We start from the raw sequence: 12,666 nt of genomic DNA, 5'->3' as shown, positions 1-12,666 counted from the left end.
ATTTGGTTTTATTGAGCAAAAATCTGTTTTGCAAACGTTCCCTAAAATTTCGCAAGCTCAGATAATAATCCAATGGGGTATGAAATGAATTATCCGGCAGTAGCAAAAGAGTTGTTAACTCTATTAGGTGGTAAAAGCAACATCACCGCACTTGCGCATTGTGCGACACGCTTACGCCTTGCCGTTGCAGATGAGCAAAAAATAGATGAACAAGCGATTGATAGCCTTGAAGGGGTAAAAGGGCAGTTCAAAGTTGCGGGTCAGTACCAAATCATTTTTGGATCAGGCATCGTAAACCAAGTTTATGCAGAAATGGCGAAGTTGACGGGGATGAGTGAAATGTCCACCAACGACGTTGCGTCTGCTGGCGCAGAGAAACAAAACATCGTTCAGCGCGCGGTGAAAGGGCTGTCTGATATTTTCGTCCCAATCATTCCAGCAATCGTCGCTGGCGGTTTGTTGATGGGTATTTACAACCTACTGACTGCCCAAGGCTTGTTTATTGATGGTAAATCCTTGATTGAGGCCAATCCAGGACTGACTGACTTGGCGAACATGATCAACACGTTTGCAAACGCGCCGTTTGTTTACCTGCCTATCCTGTTGGCATTTTCAGCCAGCAAGAAGTTTGGCGGCAACCCATATTTAGGGGCAGCGCTAGGTATGTTGATGGTTCACCCTGACTTGCTGAATGGTTGGGGATTCGGCGGCGCATCTGTGTCTGGCAACATTCCGGTTTGGAATATTCTTGGTTTTGAAATCCAAAAAGTGGGTTACCAAGGTTCAGTGTTACCAGTTTTGGTATCGGCATTCATTCTTGCGAAGGTTGAGCTAGGCTTACGTAAAGTCATACCTTCTGTTTTAGACAACCTTTTAACGCCATTACTGGCGATTTTCATAGCGGGTTTGCTGACATTTACTGTCGTCGGTCCGTTCACGCGTGATATCGGTTTCCTATTGGGTGATGGTCTGAACTGGCTATACAACACAGCTGGCTTTGTTGGTGGTGCGGTATTTGGTCTTATTTATGCTCCGTTTGTTATTACTGGTATGCATCACAGCTTCATTGCGATTGAAACTCAACTTCTTGCGGATATTGCGACGACGGGCGGCACCTTTATCTTTCCTATTGCGGCGATGTCTAACGTTTCTCAAGGAGCGGCAGCGTTGGCGGTGGGCGTGATGAGCAAAGATAAGAAGATGAAAGGTATTGCGATTCCATCTGGTGTTACGGGTTTGCTGGGTATTACAGAACCAGCCATGTTTGGTGTTAACTTAAAACTACGTTACCCATTTATTGCGGCAGTTTGCGCTGCGGCGTTATCAAGTGCGTTCATCACAATGTTTAATGTGAAAGCTCAGGCATTGGGTGCAGCTGGTCTTCCAGGCATCATTTCCATCACGCCAGATAAGATTGGGTACTACATCGCGGGTATGGTGATCGCGTTCTTGACCGCATTTGTTCTCACCATTGTTCTTGGTATGCGTGACCGCGCTAAAGTCGGTAAAAAAGCAGCGGCTTAATCTGAACTCCTTAAGGGTGGAGTCCCCCAAAATCCACTTCTTTTCCTAAATGTTTGGGGTGCTAGCCAAGCACTCATGGTTTGGCTAGCCTTTTTCAATTTTTACTTGGTAGTGAATGTGTTCAACACGTTGGACTATCAGGGCTTTAATTTTAAGGTAAGCAAGATGAATCAAGTGTGGGTAACTGGTGATGCTGTTGTCGATCTAATACCGGAATCTGAGACTTCTTTACTCAAATGTCCCGGAGGTGCACCAGCGAATGTCGCCGTAGCAATTGCTCGTCTATCTGGTAAGAGTGCGTTTTTTGGACGTGTGGGTGATGACCCATTTGGTCGCTTCATGCAATCAACGCTCGATCAAGAGGGCGTGAGCACGGAGTTTCTCGTTAAAGACCCTGAGCAAAGAACATCAACAGTGGTGGTAGATTTAGACGATCAAGGGGAACGCAGCTTTACATTTATGGTAAAACCGAGCGCTGATCAGTTTATGTCTGTTGAAGACATCCCAAACTTTAAGCAAGGTGACTGGCTGCATGTTTGCTCGATTTCACTGGCAAATGAGCCAAGTCGAAGCAGCACATTTGAGGCGATCAAAAGAGCAAAAGCCGCTGGTGGTTTCATTAGCTTTGACCCTAACTTGCGTGATGAAGTGTGGCAAGATCAATCAGAAATCCAAGCTGTCGTGATGAAGGCTGTAGCGATGGCTGACGTGGTTAAGTTCTCTGAAGAAGAGCTTTTGTTCTTAACTGACTCAACTTCGATGGCACAGGGTTTACAACAAATAGCCGCTTTGAATATTGCTTTGGTCTTGGTGACACAAGGTGCGAAAGGCGTTTGGCGCGTCTTTGAAAGCCAGAGTGAGCTGATCACTGGTCAAGTCGTTAGTCCGGTTGATACTACAGGGGCTGGTGATGCTTTTGTCGGAGGGCTACTGGCTTGTCTGTCTCAACATGACGATTGGAAAAATCATCGTGTTGTTAGCTCTGCGATTCAATGGGCAAATGGCTGTGGTGCATTAGCGACGACGCAAAAAGGCGCAATGACTGCGCTTCCGACCCAGACAGAATTGCTGCAATTTATTGGGCAATGATCTTCAGATCCAATTTCAGTTGAGAAAAATTATGAGCTTAAACAACCGTTGGACTGTAGAGCAAAGGTATCGCCGACTTGAGCAAATCCCTCAGTGTGATATCGAAGAAATGACACTTTCACGTCAGCAAGATAAAGGCTTTCCTAGTTTTCATATCGCCCCTAGATTTGGGCTGTTAAATGACCCAAATGGGTTGTGCTATTTCAATGGTGAGCACCACATCTTTTACCAGTGGACACCTGTGGGACCAGTCCATGGAATGAAGTATTGGTATCACCTTTCTACTAAAGACTTCATCCATTTTACTGATCACGGCGTGGGTCTTCATCCCGACCAAGACTACGATTCACATGGCGTCTATTCGGGCGGCGCTTTAGTGGAAAACAACAAGGCTTTGCTGTTTTTTACTGGTAACAAGCGTGACCAAAACTGGAATCGAATCCCAACACAGTGTTTTGCCACCATGGGTTCAGATGGCAACATTGAAAAGCATGGTGTGGTCATTGAGAACGAACATTACACGGAGCACTTTCGTGATCCAAAAGTTTGGAAGAAAGGCGACGACTATTTGATGGTGGTGGGTGCTCAAACCAAAACCGAGCATGGTTCTATGGCGCTCTATCAAAGCAAAGATTTGAAAACGTGGCAGCATAAAGGTCCTATCAAGACCAAGTTTTCTGACCTTGGGTACATGTGGGAGTGTCCTGATTTCTTTGAGATTAATGGTCAATCGGTGATGCTGTTTTCTCCACAGGGTGTGAGCAGTAGTAATCCTTATGATTTTAAAAACATCTATTCTGTCGCGTATATCGTGGGTGATCAGTTGAACCTAGAGTCGATGACTTTAGAAAACCACCAAGATATTTTACAGCCAGATTATGGGTTTGATTTCTACGCCCCACAAACCTATTTAGATGAGAATGGGCGTCGCATTCTTATTGCATGGATAGGGTTGCCAGAAATCGACACACCATCGGTCACACACCAGTGGGCAGGAATGTTGTCTCTTCCTAGAGAACTAACGTTGAAAGATGGTTTTCTTGTTCAAACTCCGCTCCCTGAGCTGAAAAGTTTAAGAAAAGAAGAGGTGGTCTTTGCACAATCCCATACACTGGAAAGCACCAGTTGTTTGATCCAATTAGACCTTGTGGGCGATGGCTTTGAACTTGAGCTGAGTAACCTCAAAGGTGACAACATCGTCTTTAGTGCGACAGAGCACGAGTTTATGCTGGACCGTCGTTACATGTCTCATTTGTACGCAGAAGAATTTGGTAGCATTCGAAAAGCACCAAGATTGGACGCTAAGCAGACGATTGATATATATATCGACAACTCTGTCATCGAGATTTTCATTAATGGTGGCAAACACACGATGACCAGTCGTTTCTTTATTGATGACTTAAATACGGTAACGTTGAAAGGGTTGGAGCAAGCAAGGCTTTTCCCTTTGAAAGGCATCACTGGTTTGTTTGAATCTGCTAAGTAACGGTTTCAATTACATTAAAACGCCCTTCATTGACTCAGTGAAGGGCGTTTTTCTTTTTAACTATCTAACCTAACTATCTTTCACGTACGTAAGTCTTCTGAACCAAAGTATCTAACACTACTTCGCTCTTAGTGACTGTAAAGTTAAGCGGTTGTTCTAAATCACCAAACAGAGGTGCGCCGCCGAGTTGGGCTTACTCATTATTGTTAGCATCTCGAACCTAACTCACATTAAAACAACGTTTTTCCTTATAGCGTGAAAGAAAATCCCATAACCAAAGGTTCTAATTAAGTGAAAGGTCAGGACTTTTATTTGAAGATTCCGGCCTAATATCTTGGGTATGCCCATTTATCGAATGCGGTGGGTTACTTCATCATGCTTGCTGGCGCACTGAGTTTGCCAGCTTGATAATGCATTCAAACACAATAAGGGATAACAATGGCTAACGAATACATTCCACCAAAAGTTTGGACAAACGATAACGAAAATGGTGGCCAGTGGGCGAGCATTAACCGCCCGGACTCAGGCGCTCGTCATGAGCAAGAATTGCCTGTTGGGGAACACCCATTCCAACTTTATTCCATGGGGACTCCAAACGGCCAGAAAGTAACGATCATGTTTGAAGAGCTTCTGGCGGCAGGCGTAAAAGAAGCAGAATATGATGCATACCTGATCAAGATTGGTGACGGCGACCAGTTTGGTTCTGGCTTTGTAGCTGTTAACCCAAACTCGAAAATTCCGGCATTGGTTGACCGTTCGGGTTCTGAGCCAGTGAACGTGTTTGAATCTGGCAACATCTTGTTTTATCTAGCTGAGAAGTTTGATCATTTCTTACCAAAAGAAGGCGCTAAGCGTGCTGAGGTAATGAACTGGTTATTCTGGCTGCAAGGTTCTGCGCCATACCTAGGCGGTGGTTTTGGTCACTTCTACGCGTACGCACCAGAGAAGTTCGAGTACCCAATCAACCGTTTTACAATGGAAGCAAAACGTCAGTTAGATGTATTAGACAAGCGCCTCGCAAACAATGAATTCCTAGGTGGCGATCAGTACAGTATCGCTGATATCGCAACATGGCCATGGTACGGCAACCTTGTACTGGGTCGTGCTTACGATGCGGCTGAATTCTTAGATGTAGAAAGCTACAAAAACGTTGTGCGTTGGGCGAAAGCGATTGATGAGCGAGAAGCTGTCCAGCGTGGTCGTATTGTGAATCGCTCATGGGGAGAAGAGTGGGAGCAGTTACCTGAACGTCACAGCGCAGAAGATATTGATAAGGTATTGAAGCTTAAACCATAAGCAACCTTGGCTCAGTCACTTCAAGTAAGTTTGTTTTCATCCGAACTCATACTCCAAAACTGATCAAATCCATAGCGCATCTTACTAGATGCGCTACTTTTATTTGAATTGTAACCCCGTTGAAGATTATTCAATCTATAGATAGTTCTTTGCTTCTATTTATCGTTTTCATATTCAACAAGCCCTCTGCATTTCTATTAACTATTAGCTGATGATATTCTAAAAATTTATACTTTAGATAACCTTAAATTTATAACTTAATTTTATATCTAGTATAAATAAACTTAATGATAATTAATCTTTGACATAACCTTTTATTTTGTGTGGAATGTGAGGGTTAATCTATTTAAATTAAAATTTATAGATAAATAAAATTTAAATAATTTACTGAATTCTACATCTAGCTTTGAGCAATGTTTAATTACAACTGCTTATACCATGAAAGAGGATATGTATAATGTCGTCGTTTGATTCGTACTGGGTTGGGGTACGTGAAAGAATTGCTATACAAACTGAAGGTAACCGAAATTTAAAGTCTTTAGTGATAAAAAAGCAGAGAGTGAACTTAAATAACAGTGGCTTATCTTTTCGCGCTAAAGCCGGATGCCTTATCCCTCATTGTTACACTCAGTTTACTGATGACGATACAAACTCAAAGGCATCGAAAAAAGCCTCCCTTAGTTTTAAGAAAGGGAAATTATACTTTTCTCCTGTCTAGTAATAGATAATATTTAGGTTATATATAAATTAAATTTTTATTTTTATCTGAAATTCTGACAATAAATTATTATGTTGTTATGACCGAGATGAAGCATTGGTTAGTCAATTATTAGTTCGGATTATTAATTGAATTTTAGATTTTCTTAGTTGCCCCTAGTTAGATAGTGATAAAATTTTTAGCTATCTTTTCCCGTACAAGCTTAGTTTTAGATCTGGCTTGTACGGTTTTTTCTCTGAACACTAATTACATAGCACAACGGCATGATTTCTAGCCTCTTGTCTCATCTTTCTAGACGAAAGCTCTACCTACTTCTCATTATTCTCGACAAACATTGAGTAAAAGTAACTAATCGTAACAAGGTGGCTGTAACTGAGCGCCGTTTCAATATACTCGCTCTTTACCTAGGTAACCCTGTGCTTTGAATTCATTCGGGTACCGTTTGTAAGCCTTAAATGCTACTAAGATAAGATGTCATGATGAGAAAAAGTACTATATTAAACACAGTGTTAATTACAGGGTTCGCTGCTGTATCTTCGTTGGCTTATGCAGCACCAACGGTTGTGCCAAATGCACCGGAACTCAGTTCTCGTGGCTATGTTTTGATGGACTTTCACACTGGGAAAGTGCTGGTTGAACGTGATGCACATAAACGGCTAAATCCTGCGAGCTTAACGAAGTTAATGACGGCTTATGTGGCTGGTCAAGAAATTAACGCAGGTAATATTACTTTGGATGATGAGGTCGTCATTAGCCGAAATGCTTGGGCAAAAAACTTCCCAGATTCCTCAAAGATGTTTATTGAAGTCAATACTTCCGTTTCTTTATCTGACTTATACCGTGGCTTGGTTGTTCAATCAGGTAATGATGCTAGTGTGGCCATTGCTGAACATGTCGCAGGTAGTGAGTCAGGGTTTGTAAGCTTGATGAATAGTTGGGCTGCTAAGCTTGAATTAAATAACACGGCTTTCACCAACCCTCATGGTCTAGACAGTGACGGTTTATATTCGACACCTTATGACATTGCCAAGTTGGGTCAAGCTATTATTCGTGACTTACCTGATATCTACCCACTGTATAGCGAAACCTCGTTTACCTACAATGGCATTACGCAATATAACCGCAATGGCTTGCTTCGTGATCGCAGTATGAATGTCGATGGTATGAAAACTGGTTATACAAGCGGTGCTGGTTACAGTCTAGCGACTTCAGCGACTCAAGGTGACATGCGTTTAATTGCTGTTGTGATGGGAGCAAAAAGTGAGAATATCCGTGAATCCGAAAGCAAACAACTGCTAAGTTATGGCTTCCGCTTTTACGATACGGTAATGCCAACCGAGGCAGGAACGGAAGTTGCGAACGCTCGAGTTTGGATGGGCGAACAAGATGAGCTTAAAGTAGGCGTGGCCAATGACGTTTATCTCACTTTACCAAAAGGGGATGTGAAAAAGCTACAAGCTGAAGTTGAATATAATGGCGATTTGGTAGCGCCAATTTCTGAGCAACAAGTGGTTGGTAAAGTGCTTTACAAAGTCGAAGGTAAAGTTGTGAATGAAGCCGAACTTGTAGCGTTGGAATCGGTGGAAGAAGGCAGCTTATTCAAGCGAATTTTAGACTGGTTTAAGCAATTGGTCGCGAGTTGGCTCTAAAAAACAGCTAACTTCTGCCATTATCACTCTATCTTGTTATTGTTCTATTAAATCAATTTACTAAGGCGGCCAACGTGGTCGCCTTACTTTTTTGGAATACTCGTTGCGCTAAAACATCGAATCTTCTCGTGTGGGTCTATTTTCGCCTAATTAGAAGCGTTTTTGTGTTTTTGAGTGCGAGAGAAAAGAAACTAGAACAAAAATGGAGTGACACGTGCACAAGATTTTATCTTTGACATTGATTTTATCGCTCATGGGCTGCGCTATGCCTTACCAGCAGCAGGTCGATAGTGGCCAATGTGTTGGAGTAATGACCTCTCAGGATGCGTATGGTTATTTAAACCCAAACCATTACACGATGCAGGTACTCGCGCTAAAGCAAGAAAAAGATGTGAAAGATTACATTCGTTATATCGATCCTAAGCATCCGGTTTGGGTTAACTGGAAAAACAGCCGAGGCACGCGTTGGTATACGGTAACTGTTGGCGATTTTAAAACGAAACAGGATGCCTACAATGCGCTTTCTTCACTGCCGAGCCGCGTAAAGCAGTCATCCCCATTTGTGCTGACTTTTGCGGAAATGCAGCGTAAGCAACAAACGAGTGTTGTGAGAATGCGTTAGCCAACAAAAAACGGAAGCGATGGCTTCCGTTTTTGTATCTAAGGGTAAGCTTAAAGCGCCGCTAGAATCGTTTCTGCTTTGCTTGCTTCAAACTCTTTTGGTTCTTCAACGTTAAGTTTGGTCACAATGCCGTTTTCAATGATCATGGCGTAGCGTTGTGAGCGAATACCACCAAAGCCGCCGGTATCCATTTCAAGACCTAATGCTTTAGTAAAACTTGCGTCGCCATCACCCAACATCAGGATTTCTGAAGCGTTTTGAGCTTCGCCCCAAGCTTGCATCACAAATGCATCGTTTACAGAAACACAAGCTATTAAATCAACACCTTTTGCCTTCAACTCGTCGGCTAATACCACATAGCCTGGTAGGTGAGCTTCCGAGCACGTTGGGGTGAATGCGCCAGGTACAGCGAAGAGTACGACTTTCTTGTTTGCAAACAGCTCAGTAACGTCGTGGTTAACCATACCATCGGCAGTCAATTCGCTTAGAGTCGCAACTGGTAGAGCTTGGCCTTGTTGAATCATGATTTTATTCCTTTTTGTGTGCTAGTTTAGCTTTCTCAGTCTAGCGCTTATAAATGCGGTTAACCACAGAGCTTTTGTAAGGTTTTAGCACCTAAGTGTTTGACCCAAGATGTAGCACTGATGGATTTATTACAACGCTTCATGCTGACTTACGTATTGACTAACGAGATGGCGATACTTCGCTTTCAACTCATTATCGATGAAGCTAGCATCAATCGCATTCATTGTGAATTGAGCTAGTTCATTCTTACTCATTGGGTGTGCGTTGTTGACGGCTAAAAAGTTATCTGTCATGTAACCACCAAAGTATACCGGATCGTCCGAATTAATCGTCACAGCGACACCTTTGCGCAGTAGCTCGACAATATTGTGATCTTTCATATCGTCAAATACACACAATTTAAGGTTCGATAATGGACATACCGTCAGTGGCATTTTGCTTTCAATTAACGACTCGACTAATGCTTCATCCTCAACACAGCGAACACCATGATCCACGCGGCTGACGTGAAGCATTTCAATTGCATCGGTAATGTTTTGTGCGGGGCCTTCTTCACCTGCGTGAGCAACTGTCAGTAAGCCTGCTTCTACCGCTTGTTTAAATACTCGTTTGAACTTAGCTGGTGGATGGCCTTGTTCTGAAGAATCTAGACCGACACCGATGATCTTATCACGGTGTTTCAGAACGGCTTGCAGAGTTTCCATGGCGCTTTCTTCTGAAAGGTGACGGAGAAAACACGCAATGATTTGTGAAGTAATGCCGAGCTTCTCGTGCCCATCTTTTAGTGCGCGAGCGATCCCGTGGGTAACGGTGTCAAAGTCAATACCGCGCTCTGTATGCGTTTGTGGGTCAAAAAAGATTTCGGTATGAATAACGTTATCCGCTTTACAGTGCAGTAAGTATTCCCAAGTGAGATCGTAAAAGTCTTGCTCTGTACGCAAAACATCCGCCCCTTGGTAATAAAGGTCAAGGAATGACTGTAAGTCTTCGAACTGATACGCGCTGCGTAGTTCACTCGGAGAAGAGTAAGGAATGTCGATGCCGTTTCGTTGTGCTAACTTGAAGAGAAGTTCTGGCTCAAGTGAACCTTCGATATGTAAGTGCAGCTCTACTTTTGGAAGACCTTGAATAAATGCGTTCATATTCCACCTTATGTGTATTGTGGATGCAGTTACTCTAAGAATAGGTATAGATAAGAATAAATCGAACGCTATCACAAAGAGTAAGACCCACGATGATCTCAACTCTTCGTAATCAGCACTTTGCGGGAACTGGTAGAGACCCCCAAACCATATCATTGGGGTTATACGAAGCAAACGAGGCGATTATACGCAAAATTCTCAATTTGGCTATACGCAAATAACCTAGTTGTCAGTAGTCGAAGGATTTTTCTAAGAAAAGTAACTGGCAACCGTATAAGTCACTTGGGTATAGAGGAGCAAATTGGTTTTTGAGCGTGAACGAGGCTTATCGTGTTGTTATAAGCGAGGAAAAGAGTGAGGCTTCGTTTGAGCAAAGGTAGGTGGCGGTACCTTGCACAACGATGGAGCAGAGAAAGCATTGAGAGAGTCAAGGATAGCTTATAGATCAAATAACTTGTCAAATTCTCTTTGTTCCATAATGTCTTCTATACGGCGTCGCGTTTTTTGTTTTACCGCCGCCGCGTTTTGCTCCGACTCTTTCTTGTCTTTTTCTGCTTGCTTCTTACTTTTTCTAGCCATTGGATACCTTCCAAATTAGTTGCATCATTCATTAATGCATGAAAACTGAATTAGTTAACAGTAAAACTTCCTAACTTTGAACCTGAATCACAGAGAATAGTTCCAGATTGCGTTTTCTCACAATATTCAAAATCGATCATGTAGCTATGAGAATGAAGCTTAGGTAATACGTGCCTTCGTAAAATATCACCATTTAATTGATGTATTTTAGCGTTCCAAGAGGTGTGAGGTTGTTCTAGATTAAATTCAATTTCTAACATTTATTCTCCTGTTTCTTAGTGATTTTGTCTTTGTTAAGTAATTGATACCAATGCCTTTGACGGCCTGTTCTTTTTGAGGACATGATTTTTCCTATAAATAATAAATTAAGCAGTACTATCCTATTTATTTTAGGTAGCACAAAGAAATGCCTGATATTAGGCTGAGTGATTAAAGTGAGAATATTTTTGAAGGAGAGAGATTTGGTGCAGCATGGGCATGCTACACCAAGAAAAGCAGTCTTATAGAGGAGTTACTTCAGTCGCTTGAGGACCTTTTTTACCTTGCTCTACGTTGAAGCTTACTTTCTGACCTTCAGTCAGTGTTTTGAAACCGTCAGAAACGATAGCGTTGAAGTGTACGAATACATCTTGACCACCGTTGTCTTGAGATAGGAAGCCAAAGCCTTTAGTTTCGTTAAACCATTTTACTGAGCCGTTTACTTTAGACATAAAAATACCTTTGAATTAAACATTAAAATTTGAATTTGTTTTGTGGATCTTTTCTAAGCTATTGAATGTTCAATCAAGAGGAAGTTGTACGCAGGTGTCTGAATTGGGGGATTCAAGATTTTACTGAGAGGGAACTTAAACTAAATGTTGCATTAACAGCTCTCTTCTAAGAGCCAAGGCCTACTATACACCTTATTTAGGAAATAGCTACACTTATTTTTAAATATATGTCGACAGCTTGGATAAGTGGGCTGTTCGAAAAATTTGAATAAGTAGCTCAAATAGCAAGGCTCATGATTATTTTTCTTCAATCTAAAATAGAACCATATCGATAGCCATGGCTGAACATGCGGTTTGCAAGCGGCCACAAAGGTAAACGAGGAGAAATAGTATGAGCACATTCAGAGAAATTCGTCAGCTTATTCAATCACAACCCACTGCTGATGGTGACGGAGTGAAAATTCGTCGAGTAGCAGGGTTTAATAATGCAAGTTTTTCTCCATTTTTGATGATGGATGAACTTAAGTCTGACGACCGTGCTGATTATGTGGGTGGCTTTCCTCCTCATCCGCATCGCGGCATCGAGACGCTTACTTATATGTTGAAAGGTCATTTCCAGCATCGTGACCACATGGATAATGTTGGTGAGCTTCGTTCTGGTGGCGCTCAATGGATGGCGGCAGGAAGAGGCGTCATTCATAGTGAGATGCCTATTATGCAGGAAGGTGAATTGCATGGTTTCCAAATTTGGATAAACCAGCCTGCGAAAAATAAGATGTCACCGGCTCAATATCATGACTTTCAACCTGAAACGATAACGGAATTCGAAACTCAAAGCTCGGGCGTTGTACGCTTGATTGCTGGTCATCTGACTATAGACAACGAACGTATTCAGGGGCCTCTAACAGAAACAGGTGTTGCTGCCACGGTGGCCGATTGGAGAGCGATGGTTGGTCACGCTTTGAATTTGACCACGGAGCAAGACCACAACATGATGCTCTACGTTTATAAAGGTCGTATTCAGGTAAAAGATCGTGAGATCAATCAAGGCGAAATGGCGATTCTATCGAAAGGTGAATGGGTTGAATTACAAGCCGAAAAGGAGAGTGGTGCTCTGATTTTTATTGGCGAACCAATCAATGAACCAGTGGTTCACTATGGCCCTTTTGTAATGAATAGCATGGAAGAAATAGAACAAGCAATCCAAGATTACAATTCAGGATTGTTTGAAACCTACTAGCATCAATATCCTAACTCCCTTTTCTGTGAGTAGCGCAGTTATCAACAGTTTTGAGCCTGACCATTGGGCTCGACCAGAAGCAAATA

Annotated in this window: 12 protein-coding genes, 1 pseudogene and 1 riboswitch; of the genes and pseudogenes, 7 read left to right on the top strand and 6 right to left on the bottom strand. The window is 42.4% G+C overall.

Features of this window, described 5'->3' with window-relative positions:
• Positions 1-84 precede the first annotated feature (84 nt).
• The 3 genes from FKN16_RS02185 (at position 85) to FKN16_RS02175 (ending at position 4,099) form a co-directional block, all read left to right on the top strand.
• Positions 85-1,524 carry a sucrose-specific PTS transporter subunit IIBC gene (locus tag FKN16_RS02185; protein WP_048624798.1) on the top strand — a complete coding sequence of 480 codons (1,440 nt, stop codon included), beginning with the start codon at positions 85-87 and terminating at the stop codon, positions 1,522-1,524.
• A 165-nt stretch (positions 1,525-1,689) separates the two neighbouring features.
• Positions 1,690-2,613, top strand: coding sequence for an aminoimidazole riboside kinase (locus tag FKN16_RS02180; protein WP_170901898.1), 924 nt, complete (start codon positions 1,690-1,692; stop codon positions 2,611-2,613).
• A gap of 31 nt (positions 2,614-2,644) precedes the next feature.
• Complete coding sequence (locus tag FKN16_RS02175; protein WP_170901897.1) at positions 2,645-4,099, top strand: sucrose-6-phosphate hydrolase; 1,455 nt, start codon at positions 2,645-2,647, stop codon at positions 4,097-4,099.
• Between the two features lie 73 nt (positions 4,100-4,172).
• On the opposite strand, the pseudogene FKN16_RS24820 reads toward FKN16_RS02175, so the two are convergent.
• Positions 4,173-4,283 (bottom strand): annotated as a pseudogene (locus FKN16_RS24820) (dihydrofolate reductase); the annotation flags it as partial.
• A 254-nt stretch (positions 4,284-4,537) separates the two neighbouring features.
• On the opposite strand from FKN16_RS24820, the gene yghU reads away from it, so the two are divergent.
• From yghU to FKN16_RS02160, 3 genes are all read left to right on the top strand, one after another.
• Positions 4,538-5,395, top strand: coding sequence for a glutathione-dependent disulfide-bond oxidoreductase (gene yghU / locus FKN16_RS02170; RefSeq protein WP_170901896.1), 858 nt, complete (start codon positions 4,538-4,540; stop codon positions 5,393-5,395).
• A gap of 1,197 nt (positions 5,396-6,592) precedes the next feature.
• Positions 6,593-7,762, top strand: a complete 1,170-nt coding sequence (locus FKN16_RS02165; RefSeq protein WP_170901895.1) for a D-alanyl-D-alanine carboxypeptidase family protein — start codon at positions 6,593-6,595, stop codon at positions 7,760-7,762.
• 214 nt (positions 7,763-7,976) lie between these two features.
• The gene (locus FKN16_RS02160) at positions 7,977-8,384 is read left to right on the top strand and encodes an SPOR domain-containing protein (RefSeq protein ID WP_006741205.1); all 408 of its coding nucleotides are present in this window, start codon (positions 7,977-7,979) and stop codon (positions 8,382-8,384) included.
• Positions 8,385-8,434: 50 nt separating this feature from the next.
• Here FKN16_RS02160 and FKN16_RS02155 read toward each other — a convergent pair whose 3' ends face one another.
• The 5 genes from FKN16_RS02155 to FKN16_RS02135 all read right to left on the bottom strand — a co-directional run bounded on the left by FKN16_RS02155 (position 8,435) and on the right by FKN16_RS02135 (position 11,340).
• The gene (locus tag FKN16_RS02155; protein WP_005396331.1) at positions 8,435-8,908 is read right to left on the bottom strand and encodes a peroxiredoxin; all 474 of its coding nucleotides are present in this window, start codon (positions 8,906-8,908) and stop codon (positions 8,435-8,437) included.
• A 129-nt stretch (positions 8,909-9,037) separates the two neighbouring features.
• Positions 9,038-10,051 carry an adenosine deaminase gene (locus FKN16_RS02150; RefSeq protein WP_170901894.1) on the bottom strand — a complete coding sequence of 338 codons (1,014 nt, stop codon included), beginning with the start codon at positions 10,049-10,051 and terminating at the stop codon, positions 9,038-9,040.
• Between the two features lie 89 nt (positions 10,052-10,140).
• A riboswitch (purine riboswitch) is annotated at positions 10,141-10,240 on the bottom strand.
• A gap of 249 nt (positions 10,241-10,489) precedes the next feature.
• Entirely contained in the window at positions 10,490-10,630 is a 141-nt protein-coding gene (locus FKN16_RS02145) for a hypothetical protein (RefSeq protein ID WP_005396335.1), read from the bottom strand.
• Between the two features lie 50 nt (positions 10,631-10,680).
• Entirely contained in the window at positions 10,681-10,890 is a 210-nt protein-coding gene (locus FKN16_RS02140) for a hypothetical protein (protein ID WP_053807947.1), read from the bottom strand.
• Positions 10,891-11,130: 240 nt separating this feature from the next.
• On the bottom strand, positions 11,131-11,340 hold the full coding sequence (locus FKN16_RS02135) for a cold-shock protein (RefSeq protein ID WP_005396336.1): 210 nt from the start codon (positions 11,338-11,340) through the stop codon (positions 11,131-11,133).
• A gap of 391 nt (positions 11,341-11,731) precedes the next feature.
• Here FKN16_RS02135 and FKN16_RS02130 point away from each other — a divergent pair, with 391 nt between their 5' ends.
• Complete coding sequence (locus tag FKN16_RS02130; protein ID WP_170901893.1) at positions 11,732-12,580, top strand: pirin family protein; 849 nt, start codon at positions 11,732-11,734, stop codon at positions 12,578-12,580.
• The last annotated feature ends 86 nt before the right edge of the window (positions 12,581-12,666 follow it).

The sequence above is a fragment of the Vibrio sp. 11-4(1) genome (assembly GCF_013048625.1).
GTDB classification, from domain to species: Bacteria; Pseudomonadota; Gammaproteobacteria; order Enterobacterales; family Vibrionaceae; genus Vibrio; species Vibrio diabolicus.
Note: the sequence above shows the minus strand (reverse complement) of the source record. Positions and strands in the feature narration are given on the sequence as shown.

Excerpts from the sequence above, each read along its gene's own strand:
- FKN16_RS02175 (WP_170901897.1), top strand. The coding sequence starts at position 2,645 with ATGAGCTTAAACAACCGTTGGACTGTAGAGCAAAGGTATCGCCGACTT.
- FKN16_RS02155 (WP_005396331.1), bottom strand. The coding sequence starts at position 8,908 with ATGATTCAACAAGGCCAAGCTCTACCAGTTGCGACTCTAAGCGAATTG.
- yghU (WP_170901896.1), top strand. The coding sequence starts at position 4,538 with ATGGCTAACGAATACATTCCACCAAAAGTTTGGACAAACGATAACGAA.
- FKN16_RS02130 (WP_170901893.1), top strand. The coding sequence starts at position 11,732 with ATGAGCACATTCAGAGAAATTCGTCAGCTTATTCAATCACAACCCACT.
- FKN16_RS02165 (WP_170901895.1), top strand. The coding sequence starts at position 6,593 with ATGAGAAAAAGTACTATATTAAACACAGTGTTAATTACAGGGTTCGCT.
- FKN16_RS02135 (WP_005396336.1), bottom strand. The coding sequence starts at position 11,340 with ATGTCTAAAGTAAACGGCTCAGTAAAATGGTTTAACGAAACTAAAGGC.
- FKN16_RS02145 (WP_005396335.1), bottom strand. The coding sequence starts at position 10,630 with ATGGCTAGAAAAAGTAAGAAGCAAGCAGAAAAAGACAAGAAAGAGTCG.
- FKN16_RS02150 (WP_170901894.1), bottom strand. The coding sequence starts at position 10,051 with ATGAACGCATTTATTCAAGGTCTTCCAAAAGTAGAGCTGCACTTACAT.
- FKN16_RS02180 (WP_170901898.1), top strand. The coding sequence starts at position 1,690 with ATGAATCAAGTGTGGGTAACTGGTGATGCTGTTGTCGATCTAATACCG.
- FKN16_RS02140 (WP_053807947.1), bottom strand. The coding sequence starts at position 10,890 with ATGTTAGAAATTGAATTTAATCTAGAACAACCTCACACCTCTTGGAAC.
- FKN16_RS02185 (WP_048624798.1), top strand. The coding sequence starts at position 85 with ATGAATTATCCGGCAGTAGCAAAAGAGTTGTTAACTCTATTAGGTGGT.